The organism is Rhodococcus sp. FW305-130, from assembly GCF_058788335.1.
In genome coordinates this window covers 37931-59129 of record NZ_JBYTAP010000008.1, presented here as the reverse complement: position 1 = coordinate 59129, position 21199 = coordinate 37931, and the positions used below count along the sequence as shown (strand labels likewise).

Genomic DNA, 21199 nt, shown 5'->3' with positions numbered 1-21199 from the left:
CATTACCCGTCGGTAGCCCACACTTCTCGGGCAACTCGGGCGAAATTTCCGCCGTACACGGCCTCGATCGACGGCTCGTCGAAGCCCCGGTCACGCAATACCTGATCAAGTGTCAGCACGTCCTCCGGAGGAGTCCACTGCAGTGGCCCCCACGCGGTGTACGCCTCGGAGAACGACGACGGGTTCTGCTCGATCTCTTCGCGGAAGTCGTCGGCGTCGAAGGAGAAGTCGGAGCCGATCCCGACGTGATCGATGCCGACGAGTCCCACAGCCTCTTCGATGTGGTCGGCCATCGCGGACAGCCGAGTCTGGTCGTCATCCGGTCCGTTGACGCCGACGAATATGCCCACGCCGTTGATCCCGATGACGCCGCCGGTCTCCGCACACGCTCTGGCCTGATCGTCGGTGATGTTGCGCGGATGCTCCCACAACCTTCGGAGGTTCGAGTGGCTGTAGATCATTGCTCGCTGGGTGATAGCTGAGATGTCCAACCCCGTCTGTACCGAACAATGTGAGCCGTCGACCGTCATTCCGACGCGATTCATCTCGGCAACCAGGTCACGGCCGTATCCACTCAACCCCGTGTCCGCCAGGTCCAAGCAGCCGCAGCCGGCAGCGTTCATGTAGTTATACGTCGGCAACATCGAGCGGACTCCGAGGTCGTAGAAGTACGAGACGTTGGCCAGGTCTCCCTCCAGCGGATTCGAGTCCTCCAGGTCGAAGGCCAGGGCGATTCCGCCGGACTCCTGAATCTCGACGACGCCGTCGACGGTGAAGACAGGGGTTATCTCCGGGAACTCGACCCGCGCCTGCCACGCGAAACTCTTGGCGATTGCCGTCGAGCCCGCGCGAGTCTGCGGCGAGTAACCGACGTTCACCGAAACGTAACTCCCCGCTGGGCGCTGATATCGGAGAAGATCTTCGACAGACGCGTTCGACTGCAGAGGTAGGCAACAATGTTGTTCCCATAGTGGATATGTCCGGTTCACTCACTAATCCCGTCGATGATCAGGGAAATTCACCTGAAACTGGTCGTACGTTCAGCAAATCTCTGGTTCACTGGCGGATAACGCACCGATGCGGTAGAACTTACAAGACTCACACGCCCTGTACCTATTGACAGAGCATGTACCCAGCATGAATTCCCGCACGGGAACAGCAACAAAGGACCGTTCACTCCTGGGCGGATTCGAAGGAATTTTAGGTGGAGGTTTCTGAACGTATGCGTGCTCGCACTTTCAAGCGTGGCCGTCTGGTCGCCGCTGTAGCCGCAGTATCCGTGCTGCCGATGCTGATCAGCCCTGCAGTGTCGTCCGCAGGCGGAGATCCGTCGACCACCACGGCAACTGTTGCCAAGGCAAACACAACGGGTTCCAAGCTCTCGAGCCGCACGGACAACGGGCGCATCGCCACCATCAAGGTGTACTCACCTTCCATGGGACGCGACATTCCGCTCGAGGTCATCCTCCCAGCAGACGGCAGCGAACCCCGCCCGACGCTCTACCTGCTCAACGGTGCAGGCGGCGGCGAAGACCGGGCGACGTGGCAGCGTCAGACCGACGTCAACGAGTTCTTCGCTGACAAGAACGTCAACGTCGTCACCCCGCTCGAAGGTGCATTCAGCTACTACACCGACTGGGTGAACGACGACCCGTCCCTCGGCCGTCAGAAGTGGCAGACGTTCCTGACCCAGGAACTCCCGCCCGTCATCGACGCCGAGTTCAACACCAACGGCGTCCAGTCGATCTCCGCGATCTCGATGACCGCGACCTCGGTCCTCAACCTCGCCATCGCAGCTCCGGGCCTCTACAAAGGTGTCGGTGCATACAGCGGATGCGCCGAGACCAGCACACCGGTCGGCCAGTCCTCCATCGAACTGGTTGTGGGCATGCGCGGCGACGCTGACGTGACCAACATGTGGGGCCCCCTCGACGGCCAGGGCTGGATCGACAACGACCCCGTCGTCAACGCCGAGAAGCTCCGCGGCACCGAGCTCTTCATCTCCACCGGCTCCGGACTCCCCGGCCCGCACGACACCCTGAACAACGAGGCGATCAACGGACAGGTCGGCACACTCGCCAACCAGGTGATCGTCGGCGGCGTCATCGAGGCAGCAGTCAACTACTGCACCCACAACCTCGCCTACCGCCTCAACGATCTCAAGATCCCGGCCACCTTCGACTTCAAGCCGACCGGCACCCACTCGTGGGGCTACTGGGAAGACGATCTCCACAACTCCTGGCCGATGCTCGCTCGTTCGATGGGCATCTGACCGAAATCGTTCCGGCTCGACCCCGCTCCCTGCACTTCCTGGAGCGGGGTCGAGTGCTTGTCTGGGCCGATTCGGGGGTTGATTCGGGGGTTAATTCCGGGGCCAATTCAATTGTCAGGCAATCGAATCGCGTCACTTTCTGCGCCCGCTCTGCTTTACTGACACATAACAAAAAGTGAACCTGTTCCAGTAAGGGCTCACAGGCACTTCGATCCGTTCCGGATCCGAAGACATTCAGGTGGAGGATCCGAACGTATGCGTGCTCGAATTTTCAAGCGTGGCAGTGTGATCGCAGCTCTCGCAGTGGCCACGGTGCTGCCGATGCTGATCAGTCCGGCGACAGCTTCTGCGGGCGGTGACACGTCCGGATCGCACGTCGTGAGCAACACCAAGACCGGCGACCGCAAGGTCACCATCTCGGTCTTCTCCCCGGCGATGGACCGCAACATCCCGCTCGAGGTCATCCTCCCAGCAGATGGCAGCGAACCCCGCCCGACGCTCTACCTGCTCAACGGTGCAGGCGGCGGCGAAGACTCGGCGACCTGGCAACGCAAGACCGACGTCATGAACTTCTTCCAGGACAAGAACGTCAACGTCGTCACTCCACTCGAAGGCGCATTCAGCTACTACACCGACTGGGTGAACGACGATCCGGTTCTCGGTCGCCAGAAGTGGCAGACGTTCCTGACCCAGGAACTCCCGCCCGTCATCGATGCCGAGTTCAATACCAACAAGGTCCAGTCGATCTCCGCGATCTCCATGACCGCGACCTCGGTCCTCAACCTCGCCATCGCGGCTCCCGGCCTCTACAAGGGCGTCGGCGCGTACAGCGGATGCGCTGAGACCAGCACCCCCGTCGGTCAGAGTGCGATCGAACTTGTCACAGGTACCCGCGGCGGAGCTGACATCACCAACATGTGGGGCCAGCTCGACGGTCAGGGCTGGAAGGACAACGATCCGGTCCTCAACGCCGAGAAGCTCCGCGGCACCGAGCTCTACGTCTCCACCGGCTCGGGACTCCCCGGCCCACACGACACTCTCGCCAACCCCGCGATCAACGGTCAGGTCGGTGCGCTCGCCAACCAGGCGATCGTCGGCGGCGTCATCGAGGCAGCGGTCAACTACTGCACCCACAACCTCGCCTACCGTCTGAGCGACCTGAAGATCCCGGCCACCTTCGACTTCAAGCCGACCGGCACCCACTCGTGGGGCTACTGGCAGGACGATCTCCACAACTCCTGGCCGATGCTCGCTCACTCCCTGGGCATCTGACCCGATTCGTTCTCACTCGACCCCGCTCCAGTGTTTCGGGAGCGGGGTCGAGTGCTGTCGGGAGCGAGCAGTAAGAATGGACGTATGACTTCCGATCAGCAGCCCACCACCGGCGACGACCCCTACCTCTGGCTCGAAGACGTGACCGGTGAGTCTGCACTCGATTGGGTCCGTCAGCACAATGCCGTGACCGAGGAGCAGCTCACCGACAACGAGCGCTTCGATCGACTGCAGAGCGACGTGCGCGAGATCCTCGATACCGACGCGCGAATCCCCTACGTCCGCCGTCGAGGTGAGTTCCTCTACAACTTCTGGCGCGACAGCACCCACGTTCGCGGATTGTGGCGACGCACGACGTTCGATCAGTACGTCACCGACGACCCGGAATGGGACGTCCTCGTCGACCTCGACGCCCTGGCCGAGGCCGAGGGCGAGAACTGGGTCTGGAAGGGCACGCAACTTCTACGGCCACACCGCAACCGTGCATTGATCAGCCTCTCCCGCGGCGGGGCAGACGCGGCGGTCGTTCGCGAGTTCGACATCGACAAGCGCGAGTTCCTCGCTCCCGAGGGCGAGAATCCCGGCTTCTACCTTCCCGAGGCCAAGACCGACATCGACTGGATCGACATCGATACCGTCTACGTCGGAACGGATATCGGACCAGGGTCGCTCACCGATTCCGGATATCCCCGTCTGGCCCAGCGGTGGAAGCGCGGCACTCCCCTCTCCAGCGCCGAGACCGTCTACGAGGGCCAGGCCACGGACGTGGCCATCTCGGCTTCGCACGATCCGACGCCCGGGTTCGAACGAGACTTCGTCACTCGCTCGGTCGATTTCTACAACTCTCAGCATTTCGAAGTTCGCCCCGACGGTGAACTGGTGCTCGTGGACGTCCCCGAGGACGCCGGGATCTCGATTCACCACGAGTGGTTGTTGATCCGCACCAAGTCCGTGTGGGCCGTCGAGGACACCGAATATCCGACCGGCGCACTGCTTGCCATCCGTTACGACGATTTCCTTGCCGGCTCACGAGCACTGACATCGATCTTCGAACCCGACGCACATTCCTCGCTCGAGCACTACACCTGGACACGCGATCATCTGATTCTGGTGGTCCTGACCGACGTGCGCACGACGCTGCAAATCCTGACGCCGGGCGAAAACGGCTGGGAGGATCGACCTTTCGAAGGGCTTCCAGAACTGACCAGTATCGAAATTCTCGACACCGACCCCGATGTCAGCAATGAATACTTCGTCAACTCGAGCGGATACACCTCCCCTGCAACTCTTTTGCACGGCGTGATCGGCGAAACCGAACCCACTGCCCTCAAGCAGGCTCCCGCGTTCTTCGACGCCGAGGGCATCACCACGGAGCAGTTCTTCGCCACCTCTGCCGACGGCACCCAAGTTCCGTACTTCGTGGTGCGTAGTCCGCGTAGCGAGCCAGGCCCTACCCTGCTCTACGGGTACGGCGGATTCGAGATCTCGCTGACACCGTCGTACAGCGGTTCTCTGGGCCGTGCCTGGCTGACGCAGGGCGGCACCTATGTGGTTGCGAACATTCGTGGTGGCGGCGAGTACGGACCCGGTTGGCACACACAGGTTCTCAAGGCCGGTCGCCACAAGGTGCACGAAGACTTCGCTGCCGTCGCGAGAGACCTCGTCGATCGCGGAATCACGACCCCGGATCTTCTGGCAGCTCAGGGCGGAAGCAACGGCGGCCTGCTGATGGGCATCATGCTGACCAAGTACCCCGAACTCTTCGGCGCCATCGTCTGCCAGGTCCCGCTGCTGGACATGCGCCGATTCCATCTCCTGCTGGCCGGCGCGTCCTGGATGGCCGAATACGGTGACCCCGATGTCCCGGAGGAGTGGGCATTCATCTCGGAGTACTCGCCGTATCAGAACATCGACGCCGCCGCGTCGTACCCACCGATCCTGATCGCGACGTCCACCCGCGACGACCGCGTCCACCCCGCGCATGCCCGCAAGATGGCCGCACGGCTGGAAGAGCTGGGCAAGCCGGTGCTGTATTTCGAGAACATCGAGGGTGGCCACGGCGGCGCCGCGGACAATGCTCAGCTGGCCTTCAAGACTGCGCTGACCTACGAGTTCCTCTGGCAGAAACTCGGCTGATCTTTCAGCGGTCGCGCAACCACGCGACGACGCGCTCGCTCACAGCGGTGGGATTGCGTATCCAACCGTTGTGACCGAGTGGTTCGTCGATGTGCGTCATCGTCACTTGGGCCCCGGAGAGCTTGTCCACCAGGTTCTTTGCCGACCGGCGTGGAGCGAGATCGTCCCCTTCGATCGTGATCGACAGAACCGGCAAGGTCAGGCGGGCGATCCGCTCCTCGTAGTCGATATCCGCACCGACGGGTTCCATGCGACCGGTCCTGGCGAACCGGGCCCAATCGGTGATCAGTACTTTCGACTGTCGACCGAAGCCGCCGACGTTGACCCGGTCTCCCGGCCAGAAGCCGGCGATGTTGGCTGTCACCGACATCGCGGACGAGCCCAGATAGAGTCCGGGCGCACGGATTCCGGGGAATCCGCGGTGATACGGCGATCCGGAGGCAACCAGGATCAGTCCGCCGAGCCGGCCCCGAATCCTGGACGCGTACATGACCCCGATCTGGCCGCCCATGCTGTGCCCCATCAGAAATGGTGTGCTGGCCGGAAACCGCTCACGCACCACCTCGAACGTCGCCGGACAATCGATCGAGACCAGTTCCTGATATCCGAAAACACTCGACGCGCTCGGGCGCGGTTTGCTGTCACCTTGGCCACGCAGTTCACCGATGGCCGCATTGAAGCCGGCTTCGACCAGGGCCTGCGCCACCGGATCGTAGAACCCGGCGGGAACTCCGAGCCCGGGCAACATCACCACCACGGGTGCGTCGTCGTTCGGTCCGGGAAACAGACGGATCGGGGTCACGGTGCCGTCGGGGAGTTGGATCGGTACGGTCTCCATTCAACTCACACTAACCACCCACGCCGCGGATGGGCAGAGCACACGCGCCGACTATTCGAGGCTTCCCACGATCAGCGGATCCGGAGTACCCACGATCTCGTAATCCTTGTTGTCGTAATCGAACTGACTGAGCACGTGACGCATCGCGTTTATCCGCGCGCGTTTCTTGTCATTGCTCTTGATGACGGTCCACGGAGCGGTGTCGGTATCGGTGAACCGAATCATCTCTTCCTTCGCCGCCGTGTACGCATCCCACTTGTCCAGAGAAGCGATGTCCATCGGCGAAAGCTTCCACTGCCGAACGGGATCGACCTGTCTGATCGCGAACCGCGTGCGCTGCTCCAGCGGTGAAACCGAGAACCAGAACTTGATCAAGCTGATGCCGTCGTCGACGAGCATCTGCTCGAACAACGGCACCTGGCGCAGAAAACGCTCGTGCTCCTCGTCGGTGCAGAAGCCCATGACCCGCTCGACCCCGGCCCGGTTGTACCAAGACCGATCGAACATCACCAGTTCCCCGGCAGCCGGAAGGTGCTGCACGTAGCGCTGGAAGTACCACTGCGTCGACTCGCGGGCCGACGGCTTCTCCAGCGCCACGACGCGAGCGCCGCGAGGATTGAGGTGCTCCATGAATCGTTTGATCGTTCCGCCCTTGCCGGCAGCGTCGCGTCCTTCGAACACGATGGCGTGCCGTGCGCCGGTTTCCTTCGACCAGTTCTGCAGCTTGAGGAGTTCGATCTGCAGCAGACGCTTGGACATTTCGTACTCGTCCCGAGGCATCCGTGCCTCGTACGGGTAGCCCTCCCGCCAGGTGTCGACCTCGAAACCGTCCGGCGACGTCAGCAGCACCGGATCGTCGTCGTCATTGTCGTCGACGGTGAAGGCGGCGGTGTCGGCCAGATCGACGGCGGTCGAGAGATCCGCGAAGGCGCTGAGGAACGGTCGGCGTTCTGCTAAATCGGTCACCGCCGACAAGTTAGTCTCCCGCAGCAACTGTTCGGTGAAGCTGGGATGAACTACCGGGGTATGACACGGCGGCCTCAAAAGATCAGGGTCCAGATGGGGGTCGTCCCCGATGGTGCGCGGCGCCATCTCGCTTCAGAATTGAAGCATGACATTCGAAAGCAACACACCTCGCCCCTTCACCCGTTCCAACGACAAGAAAATGTTCGCCGGAGTGTGCGGCGGAATTGCAGATTACTTCGGCGCCGACGTAAATCTTGTCCGTCTACTCGCGGTTATCGCCGCTATTTGCACGGGTGGAACCGCGGCTTTGGTATATCTCGCGGCCTGGATGCTCATGCCGTTAGGTTGAGAGTTCCGGCAATTGACATGGCGAGAATTACGCGCCGACAAAAGGTATTTCGGGGCCTACGCGCCAACACGAGCAGGCCCCGAAATCGACAATCTACTTGGCGGCCTTCAACTCTCCACCGCTGAGCGCAGCGAGGGCCTCGAGACCCTTGACGGCCAGGCCACTGACGCTGCCCAACCAAGATGTTCAGAAAACTCGGGGACGACGGGCGGCGTAAAGCTGAGGGTGTCGAGAGATTATCGTTCGACGAACTCACGATTTTGGTCGGAAACTGCCTGCAGAAGCGCCGTGAACCCAACCCTCAATAGTTCGACGTAGTGCTCGATATCCGGCATCGTCTCTCGCGAGACGATGACATTGAGCGTCAGAGAACCTCCACGCGCGGCAATGAGGAAGTGGCGCAGAATATCTCCGTCGACCGGCGCCTGCCCGCCGAGAACTGCCACCGCCGGCGCACCTTCGAAGACATTCCCGTCGACCGATACCGGGACATTGCTGATCGTCGTGTTCTGAATGACATTGTGCGAAGGGTCCAGCTTGTTGAGCCGACGCGAGAGACCGGTGAGTCTGAGCAGAGCCGCAGGCGAGGTTTCGATGCGTGTGCCGTAACGACGGACGGCTGGGTGCAAACTCCGCCCCTTTGCCATCAGCGCCGAATCCCTGATTCGTGTCAGCCGCTCGACCGGATCTTCGACGTCTGTGTGCAGATCGACCGTCAACAGCGCCAGTTGGTTGGCCGACTCCCATTCGGCTATCTTCCGCATCGATCGGGGAACCATCGCCGCCAACCCACTGGCCGATTTCTCGCCCTTCTCCGACAGGTATGCGTCGAGAGCACCGGCGACGACGGTCAGGAAGATGTCATTGACCGTCACGTCCGGAACGGCCGCTCGGATCGCTTTGATGTCTGCGCCGTCCAGCGTCAGGAAATCGATCGTGATGTCTCCGCCCAGCACGCCGTTGAATCGGGTCGGTAGGCGGTCGGCCGAGTACGTAGGTAGCTCTCCGGCCTCTTCCGCCTCCCGAACCGTCTCGGCCGCAACCTTTGTCACGGACAGACCCCGGCCGAAGCGGATCGCCTGGCCGGGCAAACCGACGACCGTGCGCCCGATCAAATCCAGCGACGAAAGCCCCGAACCGGCACGCTTCGTCTCCGGCTTCGGCGGACCGGAGAACAGAAGGTTGGTCAGATCGCGGATCGCCAGACCGTCACCGGCTCCGTGGTGGGTCTTGAGCATGATCAGCGTCAGATTGCCCGGCAGCTCGTCGATCCCGTGCACTCCGGTCATGACGTGCAACTCCCAGGGCGGCCGGGACAGGTCCATCGGCTCCCCGAGCGAGCGCCCGAGCAATTCACGAACCGGCGCCCACCCGGCAACAGGGGCACGATGGACGTGCACGTGATCATCGACGTCGAAATCGGCCGGGACCCAATAGGGATAGTCCAGATCCAGCGGAACTCGCTGGAGGCGACTCGTGAACAGTGGCCAGTACCCGAATCTTTCGGTGATCCACCGAACCGCGTCGTCGTGCGTCATCTCTGCGAGCGGATGGCCCGTAGTGTCGAAGAAGTAGGCGCAGACCATGTGGCTCAGATGTCCGCCGGACTCGTTGTAGACGAACTCCGCGTCTCGCGGTCCCATCTGAGATACCGCGGCTGGCAACGAGTTCCGAAAGATCATGCATGCCCCTCAATTCCGACGCTGAACGAATGTCCGAATTGTAGCGAGCTGACATGCAGATCCTCTGGGTTCTGCTCGGAATCGTTGGGTATCACCAAATCCAGCAATCGGAAAAGGTGCCTGCGATTCCGATCGATCAGGAGGCAACCTCTTGGTCAGGTGAATCCGCAGTCTGCATCGCGGCTGCCGCCGCCAAATCATCGAAACTTGCTCGCAGTAGTTCGATGTAATGGTGGAGATCGGGCATGGTCGCGGTATCCGCGATGACGTTGAGGGTCAGTCCCCCACCTGCTGCGGCGACCATGAAATGCCGTAGCCCGTCCCCGTCGATAGGCGCTTGCACTGCAAGCACAGCCGCGCCCGGGGCGCCGGCAAGCGTCAACCCTTCGACCGAGAGAGGAATGTTACTCACCATGGTGTGCTGGTAACGCGGTCGATCGAGGCTGTGATCGTTCTGCTTGCGCGCATACGCCATCAATCTCATCAACGGCGCCGGCGTGGTCTCGACTGCGGCCCCGGCACGCCTGACCGCGGGATGGGACGTGCGCGCCTTCTCCGACCGTGCCGAACTCGAAATGAGCGCCAACCTCTCCAACGGGGACTTGACCTGGGTGTGCATATCCACCAGCAGAGCCACCAACTGATTCGCCGACTCCCACGCTTCGACCTTGCGTACCGAGCGAGGAACCATCGCGATCAAGGAATCTCGTGGCCGTTCGTCCTTTTCCGTGAGGTAGCGCGTCAGAGCACCTCCGACGACGGCGAGCAGAACGTCGTTGACAGTGGCACCGGGCACCGAATCCTTGATCGCACGGACCTGCTCCCCGGACATTGTCATCGGTTCCAGAGAGGCCACTCCACTCACCTTGCCGTTGAATCGAACTGCAGGCCTCTCGTTGAGGCTCTCCACCCATTCTCCTGCCCTCTTCGCAGCGTCAGCATCTCTCTGAGCGCGTCGGTTGCCTGGTACCTGCCTTGCGAAGCGATATATTCGGCCGGGAAAACCCAGTAGCGACTTGGTGAATATCCTCGCTCGCACAAACGGCACAGGCGGTTCGGACCCAGCCTGCTGCACCTTGCCCGAAAAGATAGTTTCGCCCAACGTCCTGATGGCGATACCGTCAGCTGCACTGTGGTGGGACTTGAGCACCACCGCCGTCAGTCGGCCCGGCAATTCTTCAAGTCCCTCCAAACCTACGAAGAAGTGCAGTTCCCACGGCGGACGGCGCAGGTCCATCTTCGTGGTCAACAACGCGCTCAACGGCTTTTGCAGTGCTGCCCATCCTGTTTCATTGATCTTGTTGACATACACGTGCTTTCGCACGTCGAAGTCAGGGTCTGTCACCCAGTAGGGATGGTCGAGTCCCAACGGAGTCCGTTGGACTCGTTGAGTGAACATGCGATCACATCCGAGGCGTGCGGTCACCCAGGCCACTGCCTGTTCTGCCGTGAATTCCGCGCTTGGGTGCAACGATGTTTCGAAGAAGTACACAGCGATCAGATGGTTCAGGTGACCAGCGCCCTCGTGATAGATGAATTCGGCATCGCGTGGGTTCAGCTGCGCCATCCTTGCGCCTGACGTGTTGGACGCGCCCATTGAACTCCTTGTATCGCGACTGGTTGCCCGCACATTCGCCTGAGCGTAAAAGTGACAGTAAATCCGGTGATTGCAAAACCAATGGTCCCCGAAGCCACAGGGCTACGGGGACCATAGTTTCAAGCAAGTGCAGGTTCGCCTGACTGCTCCGCTACGATGCTGTCCTCGACAACCGAACAATATGATGCAGTCGCTGGAGTGATCACGGCTTTTGTGGAGGATCCTTGATGATCTTGCTTCCAGTGGAAGTGAGACCAAGCATGTTCGATACCCACGTGATCATTCCGGTTATATAAGTTTGCAGCATGACCGATTCCGTTCTTCTATGGCGTGGGGGAAGACGACAGCGCGTTGAAATACTTCACAAACGTGCCCACGAGATCGACCGATCCGAAATCGACGATCTTGGACAGGTAGTCCAGGAAGAGATCGAACATCTTTTCTCCTTCTCCTTTTACAGGCCGGCTACGGAGCCGAGGACCGATTGGACGCTGCCCGCCGCAGCCTCACCGAGCGCACCGCCCATGTTGAGGCTTCCGGTGATCGACACGAAGATTCCGTCAACGACCTTGACCAAGTAGAACAGTGGATCCACGAGGGATCCGACGTCAACGCTTGCGAGCGCACCTATCAAACTAGCTGTGTCCACCGTATTTCACACTCCTCGAGATTGATTTCGTTCACTGGGTAAAGCAATTCACTTCTCAGTCGACGTTCGGTAACCACCCGAAGTCAACCGAGGCGATAAACGGGGTAAACAAAGCCATCCCGAGAATGTTTTTGATCAACCCCCCGGCCTCGCCCTCGAGAACATCCGCAATCGATCCCAGATCCATCATTCGCTCCTGTCATGAATAACATTGGAAGAAGAACTTGCAGGTGCTGTCAACTGAGGTCGATTGCCGAAACCAACGATCCGGTGACCCCGTCGATTCCCGGCATGAGCGAACCCGACCAGACGTTACCCAGCAGGTCGGTGAACAATGCCGCCGTTGTCTGCAGGAACATGACAATCATATTGAATCCCACGCTTTCGATTGGCCGCGAATACTCACGGAACATTTACTTTGGCATGCTTGATGCAGCCCACAAAGAACCGGTCCGAGCAGCAATTAAAGAATCCCAGTCGTACTATGAAGCCGAGATCCTCCGGGGCTGGCGCCCACTTTCCGCGGCTGTGACTGACATCAAGGTAGTGCAATAGGATCCGGTTTGGGTGCTTTTTGCCCAAGAATTTCAGATGGATCTGAAACCTGTTCCATATTCGCAGGTCTAGCGTCCAAGACGCCTGAAAATCGAGCAAAATGGAATAGCAACCGGAATGCACGTCGTCCGAAAGGCTTAGTACTTGAGGGTATTCAGAACAGAATTATCCACCAAAAGAACTAGAGGTATCCGCACTTCACAGGTTAGCGGAGGCGAACAATCGGGACGGAAAATATCAAACATCCTTCAACATTCGGATAGGTGAAGCTTCTCGTTCCCCACCTTCTCGATACACCTGTTACGCCATGAGGTTGTCCACACACACGCGGCCATCCACAAAGTGGCTTCTGAATCCGCGTCGTCAGGCCCTTGCCGCCACAGTGCATACGTGGAAGTTGTCACGAGAAACCAGTTGCTCGAGCAGGGCACCTCGAGCAGTTCGATCTCCCGATCCACGCGGTCAGGGCGACTCCATCGAATCCTGCCGTCGGTGTACTCCACCGAAGAACCTGGATACTTCGAGCGTTGCGTCGCGGTCACGCTGTGGAAGCCCGAGGCCGTCCTCAGCCATACCAGCGCGGCCTGGCTGTGGGATCTCCTGCCGGAGGAACCACGCTTCGTCGAGGCCACCGTGGCTCCCAGCGTCCGAGCAGGCAGTCCGCAGTGGGTACGGCTTCACCGACGAACAGGAGTCTCGTCGGATGAGTGGATGGGTTTACCGATCGTGCCGATCGAGCAGTGCTTCATCGACGTCGCGACCACGTTGCCACGCCCGGAACTCGAGGCCTTCTTCGACGCGGCGGTATCGACCCGAGTGCCGTGGAAGTCGATAGCCCAACTGTGTGATGCGAGCCGCGGCAGGCACGGGATCCCCGCCGTACGCGAACAACTCCGCACCTGTTGCCCGCTCACTCGTTCGGAACCGGAGCGAGCAGTCGCCCGTGCGCTGACTGCGCGCAACGTCCACCTGGAGATCAACGCTCGGGTCGGACCCTACTTCGGCGACCTGGTCGACACGCGAGCCCGGGTGATCGTGGAGATCGACGGGCGCGAATTCCATACCGACCCCGCAACTTTCAACAACGATCGACGGCGTCAGAACGCACTCGTTCTCGACGGATGGATGGTGTTGCGTTACTCCGCCGCCACCGCGATGGCCCATCTCGACGCTGTGGCGGACGAAATCATCACAGTGGTCCGAAGACGCCGACACAACCGGACGTAAGCGCGGGCGTAAACGCACACAGCATCGAGCGTGCAACGGGAAACCGCGATCGCGTCGCAGTAGTGGACAAAAATGCCCGCATTTGTCTCCAGACAAGCAAAAGCCCGGCCCACCAAACGGTGGGCCGGGCTCTAGGAGCTAGGTGGAGATGGACTCAGAAGTCCATGCCGCCCATGCCGCCGGTCGGATCGCCTGCAGGCGCTCCGGCCTTCTCGGGCTTGTCAGCGACAACGGCTTCGGTCGTCAGGAACAGAGCCGCGATGGACGCTGCGTTCTGCAGTGCCGAGCGGGTGACCTTGACCGGGTCGTTGATGCCTGCAGCGAGCAGGTCGCCGTACTCGTTGGTCGCAGCGTTGAGGCCGTGACCTGCGGGCAGGTTGGAGACCTTGTCCGCAACAACGCCGGGCTCGAGGCCTGCGTTGAATGCGATCTGCTTGAGCGGAGCGGACAGTGCAACGCGAACGATGTTCGCGCCGGTTGCCTCGTCACCTTCGAGCTTGAGGTCGTCCAGTGCGGGAGCTGCCTGGAGAAGTGCAACGCCACCACCGGCGACGATGCCCTCTTCGACGGCTGCCTTTGCGTTACGCACTGCATCTTCGATGCGGTGCTTGCGCTCCTTGAGCTCGACCTCGGTAGCAGCGCCGGCCTTGATGACTGCAACGCCGCCGGCCAGCTTGGCCAGACGTTCCTGCAGCTTCTCACGGTCGTAATCCGAGTCGCTGTTCTCGATCTCGGCGCGGATCTGGCTGACACGACCGGCGATTGCGTCGGCGTCGCCGGCACCCTCGACGATGGTGGTCTCGTCCTTGGTGATGACGACCTTGCGTGCCTGGCCGAGGAGCTCGAGGCCTGCGGTCTCCAAGGAGAGTCCGACCTCTTCGCTGATGACCTCGCCACCGGTGAGGATGGCGATGTCGGCGAGCTGAGCCTTACGACGGTCACCGAAGCCGGGAGCCTTGACGGCAACAGACTTGAAGGTGCCACGGATCTTGTTGACCACGAGGGTGGAGAGAGCTTCGCCCTCGACGTCCTCGGCGATGATCAGGAGCGGCTTGCCGGACTGGATGACCTTCTCCAGCAGGGGCAGCAGGTCCTTGACCGTGGAGATCTTGGAGCTGACGAGCAGGATGTACGCGTCTTCGAGGACGGCTTCCTGACGCTCTGCATCGGTGGCGAAGTACGCCGAGATGTAGCCCTTGTCGAAGCGCATGCCCTCGGTGAGCTCGAGCTGCAGGCCGAAGGTGTTGGACTCCTCGACCGTGATGACGCCTTCCTTGCCGACCTTGTCCATAGCCTCGGCGATGAGCTCACCGATGGACGGGTCGCCGGCGGAAATACCGGCGGTAGCAGCGATCTGCTCCTTGGTGTCGATCTCCTTGGCGGTCTCGAGCAGGCGAGCTGTGACAGCCTCGACAGCCTTCTCGATGCCGCGCTTGAGGCCGAGCGGGTTCGCGCCGGCTGCGACGTTGCGCAGGCCTTCACGGACCAGAGCCTGTGCGAGAACGGTAGCGGTGGTGGTGCCGTCGCCAGCGACGTCGTCAGTCTTCTTGGCGACCTCCTTGACGAGCTCGGCGCCGATCTTCTCGTACGGGTCGTCGAGTTCGATCTCCTTGGCGATGGAAACACCATCGTTGGTGATCGTGGGGGCGCCCCACTTCTTTTCGAGAACGACGTTGCGACCCTTGGGGCCCAACGTCACCTTGACAGCGTCGGCGAGGGCGTTGAGGCCTCGCTCGAGGCCACGACGTGCCTCTTCGTCGAACGCGATGATCTTTGCCATTGCGAAGTGATCCTCCGGATAGGGGGTGACACACAAGGTGACCGCTCGTCGGGTCACCTCATCGGCACAAGGCGACCGTTTGACCAGTCACCTCATTACACGGGCGACCGATTTGCCTGGTCACCCATCTACGCCTGTGGTCTAGTCAGTGCCCGCGACGGACGACCGGGGGTGTCTATGGTTCCCGGTCTCACTGCCTCGACCTGGCACTCACGGTTCGCGAGTGCCAACTGCATTTTTAGCACTCGAGCGTGCCGAGTGCAAGGTTGAGCCTCAGCCCGCGATGCAGAACTGTCCGTTACTCAAATTGACCGCAAACGAGAGCACTCCGACGCAGTCGACGCCATTGGCATCGGCCGTAGCGCCCGCTCCGTAACCAGCGATGGCGAAGGTGACGTTGCCGTCAGCCGCCCCGGCCCGCGCGATACCGCCGCCGAGCGCAAATGCCTGCGCCTGACCGTTACCGCGAGAAGCCCCCAGCGCGGTTCCGAAGCCGTTTGCATATGAATTGGAGTAGCCGTTGTCGGCGGCGACGCTCACAGCGGTACCGCTCTCGGCAGCACCGGCCTGCGAACGGCCGGCTCCGACGGACTGCGCGCCGCAGCTCGCGGTCTCGGAGACCTGGATGTCATTGGCCGACGGCGGCGAGACACACGTGACGGGGGCTGCCGAAGCAGCTCCCGCACCGGTCAGCGCCAGCCCGGCGGCGAGCCCCATACCTACAGTCATCACAGCCCCTGTTCTCGCCAGGCGGCCCCCCAACCGACTACTGGAAATTCCGCTGACTCGAGAGGATGAGCGACGGAACCAGACTGACGAGATCAAGGGCATAGAAAACTCCTTCGTGGAACAAGTTCATTGGATTCGGGCGCGAGAGTACCCGCTCGAGTGAAGTCCGTCACCCCCGCCTGGTCAAGCCTCGAGGACGACCCCGAGAAGGGCCGGAAGATCCGCGACCGAATCGATGACATGATCAGGCTTCTGAACCGACAGATCGAGCACTGTTTGCCGAAACTTGCCTGTGCGCACCAGAACTCCGGTCAAGCCGACTCGTTGTGAGGAGAGGACGTCCCCGATCAGGTCGTCGCCGACCATCACCGTCGCCTCAGGTTCGACATGCATCAGCTCCGTGGCTGTCAGGAACCCCGTGAGAGACGGTTTACCCACTGCGGCGATATTTACACCTGCCACTTCCTCGAAGCCCGGCAAGTACGTTCCGGTGTCGATCCGAAGGCCGTCTACGGTCTCCCACATCATCCCGCGGTGCATCGCGACGACGGGCACACCGGCGAGCAGAAGTTCGAGCACTCGGCTCAGCGCCTCGTGAGTGAACTCCGGGCCGGCACCGCCGAGAATCACGACCTCAGGATCGGCGTCGTCGAATTCGATTCCCTCGAGATCGGCAGACACGTCACCGTGATTGAGGACCCACGCCCGCGCGTCCGGATACGTCGCCCGCACGTACTCCCCCGTGAGCCTGGCGGCAGTAACTATCTGGCTCGCCTCGACCTCGATACCGGCGTCGCACAACCCCTGCGCGATGAGCGACGAACTGCGCGAAGTGGTGTTGGTCAGAAACCCACAGGCCAATCCCCGCCGCCGAACTTCGCGTACGGCTTCCCCTGCTCCCTCGATCGGCTGCCAGGACGTGAGCAGGACTCCGTCGATATCGAACAGAACACCTTCGATGTCGGCCATTGCACCAGCCTATATTCGCCATCGAGGTCCTGCCGAGGCGTCGGAACCCAAAATCCGTCGATCGCTCAGTAGGCTCCCACCCATGGACCTGCGCGACGACGACCTATTCTCCGTTGCCGGTTCTCTGGCCGAATTGCTCGGCGCTCCCGTCACGATCGAGGACGAGAACTCGACTGTCCTCGCGTACTCCGGCGGCGAGCAGGCCGTGGACGAAGCCCGCATCGGCACGATCCTCGGCCGGCAGGTACCCAGCCGATTCCGCCAATTACTCTCCGATGCAGGAGTATTCGATCGTCTCCACCGAGAGAGCGACCCAATCTACGTTGATCTCGAAGACCCTGCGATCACGCCGCGCCTGGTCATCGCAGTTCGCGAGAACGATCACCCCGTCGGCTCGATCTGGGTCGCACTCGCCGGAACACCGACGCCCACACAGGAATCGATACTTCGATCCGCGGTATCTGTCGTGGCCGAGAGAATCGCCTCGGAGCGTGACCGGGTCGACAGCACACGCCGTCGTCAATCCCAGCGCGTCCAGGCTCTGATCGGTGGTGGCGAACCCGCATTCCGCGCCGCAGACGACTTGCGGTTGGCAGGCCCGCTCACCGTCGTCGCCGTCGGAACCGTTGCGGGACCACTGCCGGCGGGGTTGGTCGCGTCCTTGAGCTTGTACCTCGACACTCTGGCCGTCGACGCCGTTGCCGCTCAACTGTCCGAGACCATCTACCTTGTCATCGCGACAGACGAGACCAACGCTCGCCGATTGTCCGCCGACTTCCTCACCCGCGCCCGTGGCCGCGAATTCCTGGCAGTGGCCGTCGGCCGGACCGTGAAGTCTGCAAGCGAATCACATCTTTCGCGCTCGGACGCCGACCATGTTCTCGGAGCGCTTCGTCATGGCCGGTCCGGCGGAACCGTCGCGGGAATGAGGGACACGTTGGCCTCCGTACTCGCCCTGCACGTCGCCGACATCATCGACGGACTCGGCGACTCCACACCACTCGGAAGCCTCGAACGTCACGACTCTCAGCACGGCAGCGATCTGGTCGCGACGGCAAAGGCCTTTCTCGAGCACGGCGGTGACGTGGCGAATTCTTCTGCCGCACTGCATGTTCACCCCAACACGCTCCGCAACCGCCTGCGTCGAGGCAAGGAGATGTGCGGCGTCGATCTCACCGATGCCGACACCCGCCTGATTCTGATGCTGCAGTTCAAACTCGCTCGCTGAGCAGGCGTGGCGGCGCGTTGTGCGAATCCACAACGCGGCAGCTCCGACGATGGCCGAACGGCCAGTCCTTTTGCCGCCCCCGCGATTCATGCTTGAGAGAAGAGCCGGATGTGACCGGCGTCTCGGTTCGAGCAGAGTCTGTAGAAGGAGTGCGTCATGGGAACTCGTCAGAGCCCCGATCATGTGGTCGTGGTCGGTGCGGGTGTTGTCGGATTGTCGACGGCCTGGTTCTTGCAGGAACGTGGAGTCGAGGTCACCGTCGTCGATCGCGACGGCGTCGCAGCCGACGCGAGCTGGGGCAACGCCGGTTGGCTTGCCCCCGCATTGACGCTTCCGCTGCCCGAACCCGCAGTGCTCCAATACGGCTTGCGCGCGATGCTCAGCCCGTCGTCCCCGGTGTACGTGCCACTGACCACCGATCTGAAGCTGATTCGGTTCCTGGTCGGGTTCGCGCGCCACTGCACGCCGTCGAAGTGGCAGGAAGCGATGTCGGTCTACACCGAGGTCAACCGAACAGCCTTGGGCGCGTACGACGAACTCGCCGACGGTGGCGTCAAAGAGCTGACCCGCCTGGCCGATCCTTTCCTCGCCGCGTTTGCGTCCGAGAAGGACCGACAGACTTTGGTGGACGAGTTCCATCACGTCGAGGCCGCGGGCGGCGAGGTCGACTTCGACCTCCTCGACTACGACGCGATTCACTCGCTCGAGCCTTCACTCGGTCAGGGTGTGAAAGCCGGTTTGCGTCTGCGTAATCAGCGTTTCATCGATCCCCCGTTGTTCGTGAACTCGTTGGCGGACGCGGTTCGTGAACGTGGTGGAGAAATCGTCAGCGGTTTCGACGTCACGCAGATCGACGATCGGGTCGGCGGAGTCACTGTTCGCAGTGCACACGGTGATTCACGCGACGGTGACGCCGTGGTCATCTCGAGCGGTGCCCGCTTGAACAAGCTCGCAGCACCGTTCGGTGTGCGCAAACTGGTGCAGGCCGGACGCGGATACAGCTTCAGTGTCAAGCCCGAGCACCTCCCCAAGAACCCTGTGTATTTCCCCACCCAGCGCGTCGCATGCACTCCGTTGCACGATCGCTTCCGAGTGGCCGGAATGATGGAATTCCGCAGCCCTGACGCGCCGCTGGATCCGCGCCGCGTGCAGGCGATCATCGATGCGGCCAAGCCGATGCTCAGCGGCATCGACTGGACTGCGCGGGAAGAGGAATGGGTGGGATCACGACCGTGCACTACCGACGGCTTGCCGTTGATCGGAGCCACGAAGTCGCCGCGGGTGCACGTCGCCGGTGGTCACGGGATGTGGGGAATCGCCCTGGGTCCGTTGACCGGAAAGATGGTGGCCGACTCGATGACCGGCGCTCAGACGCCGACCGTCATGCGCCACTTCGATCCGCTGCGCTGACAGCCGGTTTCACCCACTTGTAGTACGCGCCCGTCAGCAGAACCAGCCATCCGGCACCGACGAGCAGCGCAACTCGGGTATCGGCGATGACGCCGAGCAACACGATGACAAAAGCCAGGAACACGATCGCGAAGATCTGACCGTACGGCCACAGCGGCACTGGAAACTTCAGTGCCGCTGTTTCGTCTGCACTCATCTGAGCGCGGGAACGGAACTGCGAGAGCAGGATCATGATCCAGACGAAAATCGTGGCAAAGGTGGCCAGCGAGGCGATGACGAGGAACACCTGGTCCGGGATCAGGTAGTTGAGCAGTACTCCCACCAACAGGGCACCGGTCATGATGACAACGGTCATCCACGGAACACCGTTGGCGGAGACTCTCTTCATCACCTGCGGGGCCTGACCGGCATGCGACATTCCGAACATCATGCGACCCGCACCGAAAACGTCGCTGTTGATGGCGGACAGGGCCGCGGTGATGACAACGATGTTGAGGATCGATGCGGCCGTTCCCAATCCGAGGTTCTCGAAGATCTGGACGAACGGGCTGTTGTCGGAGTTGATGGTCTGCCACGGAATGATCGCCATGATGACGGCGAGGGTGCAGATGTAGAAGAGAATGATGCGCACCGGGACCGTGTTGACGGCTTTCCTGATGGTCTGCGCCGGATCCTCGGCTTCGCCCGCGGTGATACCGATGATCTCGGTGCCACCGAACGCGAACATGACGATCGCGAAACACGCGACGAATCCGCCGAAGCCCGTCGCGAAGAACCCGCCGTCCGACCAGAGGTGGCTGATTCCGGCATCGGTGTCGTGAACGCCGAATCCGAACACGATGATCGCGATGCCGCCGGCGATCATCGCGATGATGGCGGTGATCTTCACGAGCGTGAACCAGAATTCCAGTTCGCCGAACACCTTGACGCTCAACAGGTTTATCGCGCCGATGAAGAAGACGACAGCCAGAACCCAGATCCATCTCGGTACGTCCGGGAACCAGAACTGCATGTACAGCCCGAAGGCGGTGACGTCGGCGAGGCACACGATCACCATCTCGAACGTGTACGTCCACCCGGTCATGAAACCGGCGAGTGGTCCGAGGTGCTTGTTCGCGTACTCGCTGAACGAACCGGAAACCGGGTTACGGACCGCCATCTCGCCGAGCGCTCGCAACACCAGGTAGACCGCGATACCGCCGATCAGGTAGGCCAGGAGCACCGACGGGCCGGCTCGTTTGATGGCCTCGGCGCTGCCGTAGAACAGTCCGGTTCCGATGGCTGATCCGAGGGCGATGAAGCGGATATGGCGCGCTGTCAGCCCTCGCTTGAGGCCATCCTGCGTCGCGGCGTCGCTGTTCACTTCTCGGTACTCCAGTCGGATGGATCGTCATACGTGCGCGAACCATTGTCCGCTACCACCGCGCGTGTTCCCGCACGACCCTGTTGGACGGCCGTACAGTGACCTGACACACATGGTCCATTGACGGATCGCTTACGATCGACAAAAGTGTTTGTAACTTTACGTAGCATCAACTCG

General features: G+C 61.5%; 18 protein-coding genes. 7 read left to right on the top strand and 11 right to left on the bottom strand.

Annotated elements, in window-relative coordinates:
- Positions 1-2: 2 nt before the first annotated feature.
- Complete coding sequence (locus AC3WQS_RS23820; protein WP_492712823.1) at positions 3-878, bottom strand: dipeptidase; 876 nt, start codon at positions 876-878, stop codon at positions 3-5.
- Positions 879-1222: 344 nt separating this feature from the next.
- Here AC3WQS_RS23820 and AC3WQS_RS23815 point away from each other — a divergent pair, with 344 nt between their 5' ends.
- From AC3WQS_RS23815 to AC3WQS_RS23805, 3 genes are all read left to right on the top strand, one after another.
- Positions 1223-2272 carry an alpha/beta hydrolase gene (locus tag AC3WQS_RS23815; protein ID WP_021343370.1) on the top strand — a complete coding sequence of 350 codons (1050 nt, stop codon included), beginning with the start codon at positions 1223-1225 and terminating at the stop codon, positions 2270-2272.
- A gap of 255 nt (positions 2273-2527) precedes the next feature.
- Positions 2528-3544, top strand: coding sequence for an alpha/beta hydrolase (locus tag AC3WQS_RS23810; protein ID WP_492712822.1), 1017 nt, complete (start codon positions 2528-2530; stop codon positions 3542-3544).
- An 84-nt stretch (positions 3545-3628) separates the two neighbouring features.
- The gene (locus AC3WQS_RS23805) at positions 3629-5680 is read left to right on the top strand and encodes a prolyl oligopeptidase family serine peptidase (protein ID WP_142006115.1); all 2052 of its coding nucleotides are present in this window, start codon (positions 3629-3631) and stop codon (positions 5678-5680) included.
- A gap of 4 nt (positions 5681-5684) precedes the next feature.
- On the opposite strand, the gene AC3WQS_RS23800 is transcribed toward AC3WQS_RS23805, so the two are convergent.
- Together AC3WQS_RS23800 and ppk2 are read right to left on the bottom strand one after the other, a co-directional pair.
- Entirely contained in the window at positions 5685-6518 is an 834-nt protein-coding gene (locus tag AC3WQS_RS23800) for an alpha/beta hydrolase family protein (protein WP_020906717.1), read from the bottom strand.
- A 51-nt stretch (positions 6519-6569) separates the two neighbouring features.
- Positions 6570-7484, bottom strand: a complete 915-nt coding sequence (ppk2, locus tag AC3WQS_RS23795) for a polyphosphate kinase 2 (protein ID WP_037129644.1) — start codon at positions 7482-7484, stop codon at positions 6570-6572.
- 145 nt (positions 7485-7629) lie between these two features.
- Here ppk2 and AC3WQS_RS23790 point away from each other — a divergent pair, with 145 nt between their 5' ends.
- Positions 7630-7833, top strand: a complete 204-nt coding sequence (locus tag AC3WQS_RS23790; RefSeq protein WP_003941534.1) for a PspC domain-containing protein — start codon at positions 7630-7632, stop codon at positions 7831-7833.
- A 236-nt stretch (positions 7834-8069) separates the two neighbouring features.
- Here AC3WQS_RS23790 and AC3WQS_RS23785 read toward each other — a convergent pair whose 3' ends face one another.
- The 4 genes from AC3WQS_RS23785 to AC3WQS_RS23770 form a co-directional block, all read right to left on the bottom strand.
- Positions 8070-9515, bottom strand: coding sequence for a wax ester/triacylglycerol synthase domain-containing protein (locus AC3WQS_RS23785; protein WP_029254799.1), 1446 nt, complete (start codon positions 9513-9515; stop codon positions 8070-8072).
- A gap of 136 nt (positions 9516-9651) precedes the next feature.
- Positions 9652-11112 (bottom strand): wax ester/triacylglycerol synthase domain-containing protein, encoded by a 1461-nt coding sequence (locus AC3WQS_RS23780; protein ID WP_029254798.1) that lies wholly within the window; start codon positions 11110-11112, stop codon positions 9652-9654.
- 454 nt (positions 11113-11566) lie between these two features.
- Positions 11567-11761 carry a hypothetical protein gene (locus AC3WQS_RS23775; protein ID WP_031331808.1) on the bottom strand — a complete coding sequence of 65 codons (195 nt, stop codon included), beginning with the start codon at positions 11759-11761 and terminating at the stop codon, positions 11567-11569.
- 236 nt (positions 11762-11997) lie between these two features.
- Positions 11998-12120 carry a hypothetical protein gene (locus tag AC3WQS_RS23770; protein WP_257217655.1) on the bottom strand — a complete coding sequence of 41 codons (123 nt, stop codon included), beginning with the start codon at positions 12118-12120 and terminating at the stop codon, positions 11998-12000.
- A gap of 586 nt (positions 12121-12706) precedes the next feature.
- Between AC3WQS_RS23770 and AC3WQS_RS23765 the strand changes: the two genes are divergently transcribed.
- Positions 12707-13543, top strand: coding sequence for a DUF559 domain-containing protein (locus tag AC3WQS_RS23765; RefSeq protein ID WP_029254796.1), 837 nt, complete (start codon positions 12707-12709; stop codon positions 13541-13543).
- 154 nt (positions 13544-13697) lie between these two features.
- On the opposite strand, the gene groL is transcribed toward AC3WQS_RS23765, so the two are convergent.
- The 3 genes from groL to AC3WQS_RS23750 all read right to left on the bottom strand — a co-directional run bounded on the left by groL (position 13698) and on the right by AC3WQS_RS23750 (position 17021).
- Positions 13698-15323, bottom strand: a complete 1626-nt coding sequence (groL, locus tag AC3WQS_RS23760; RefSeq protein ID WP_003941476.1) for a chaperonin GroEL — start codon at positions 15321-15323, stop codon at positions 13698-13700.
- Between the two features lie 273 nt (positions 15324-15596).
- Positions 15597-16154 carry a DUF6764 family protein gene (locus AC3WQS_RS23755; protein ID WP_019744475.1) on the bottom strand — a complete coding sequence of 186 codons (558 nt, stop codon included), beginning with the start codon at positions 16152-16154 and terminating at the stop codon, positions 15597-15599.
- 81 nt (positions 16155-16235) lie between these two features.
- A complete protein-coding gene (locus tag AC3WQS_RS23750; RefSeq protein ID WP_020906711.1) occupies positions 16236-17021 on the bottom strand; it encodes an HAD-IIA family hydrolase in 786 nt (261 codons plus the stop codon).
- 82 nt (positions 17022-17103) lie between these two features.
- On the opposite strand from AC3WQS_RS23750, the gene AC3WQS_RS23745 reads away from it, so the two are divergent.
- Positions 17104-18249 (top strand): PucR family transcriptional regulator, encoded by a 1146-nt coding sequence (locus AC3WQS_RS23745; protein ID WP_019744477.1) that lies wholly within the window; start codon positions 17104-17106, stop codon positions 18247-18249.
- Positions 18250-18405: 156 nt separating this feature from the next.
- Positions 18406-19659, top strand: a complete 1254-nt coding sequence (locus tag AC3WQS_RS23740; RefSeq protein ID WP_492712821.1) for an NAD(P)/FAD-dependent oxidoreductase — start codon at positions 18406-18408, stop codon at positions 19657-19659.
- On the opposite strand, the gene AC3WQS_RS23735 is transcribed toward AC3WQS_RS23740, so the two are convergent.
- Complete coding sequence (locus AC3WQS_RS23735) at positions 19631-21022, bottom strand: amino acid permease (protein ID WP_019744479.1); 1392 nt, start codon at positions 21020-21022, stop codon at positions 19631-19633. The two genes, AC3WQS_RS23740 and AC3WQS_RS23735, sit on opposite strands and share 29 nt — an antisense overlap.
- Between the last annotated feature and the right edge of the window lie 177 nt (positions 21023-21199).

Coding starts and splice junctions, on each gene's coding strand:
- AC3WQS_RS23785 (WP_029254799.1), bottom strand. CDS start 9,515: ATGATCTTTCGGAACTCGTTGCCAGCCGCGGTATCTCAGATGGGACCG.
- AC3WQS_RS23805 (WP_142006115.1), top strand. CDS start 3,629: ATGACTTCCGATCAGCAGCCCACCACCGGCGACGACCCCTACCTCTGG.
- AC3WQS_RS23750 (WP_020906711.1), bottom strand. CDS start 17,021: ATGGCCGACATCGAAGGTGTTCTGTTCGATATCGACGGAGTCCTGCTC.
- AC3WQS_RS23740 (WP_492712821.1), top strand. CDS start 18,406: ATGGGAACTCGTCAGAGCCCCGATCATGTGGTCGTGGTCGGTGCGGGT.
- AC3WQS_RS23810 (WP_492712822.1), top strand. CDS start 2,528: ATGCGTGCTCGAATTTTCAAGCGTGGCAGTGTGATCGCAGCTCTCGCA.
- AC3WQS_RS23800 (WP_020906717.1), bottom strand. CDS start 6,518: ATGGAGACCGTACCGATCCAACTCCCCGACGGCACCGTGACCCCGATC.
- AC3WQS_RS23770 (WP_257217655.1), bottom strand. CDS start 12,120: ATGTTCCTGCAGACAACGGCGGCATTGTTCACCGACCTGCTGGGTAAC.
- AC3WQS_RS23815 (WP_021343370.1), top strand. CDS start 1,223: ATGCGTGCTCGCACTTTCAAGCGTGGCCGTCTGGTCGCCGCTGTAGCC.
- AC3WQS_RS23780 (WP_029254798.1), bottom strand. CDS start 11,112: ATGGGCGCGTCCAACACGTCAGGCGCAAGGATGGCGCAGCTGAACCCA.
- AC3WQS_RS23790 (WP_003941534.1), top strand. CDS start 7,630: ATGACATTCGAAAGCAACACACCTCGCCCCTTCACCCGTTCCAACGAC.
- AC3WQS_RS23755 (WP_019744475.1), bottom strand. CDS start 16,154: ATGCCCTTGATCTCGTCAGTCTGGTTCCGTCGCTCATCCTCTCGAGTC.
- groL (WP_003941476.1), bottom strand. CDS start 15,323: ATGGCAAAGATCATCGCGTTCGACGAAGAGGCACGTCGTGGCCTCGAG.
- AC3WQS_RS23745 (WP_019744477.1), top strand. CDS start 17,104: ATGGACCTGCGCGACGACGACCTATTCTCCGTTGCCGGTTCTCTGGCC.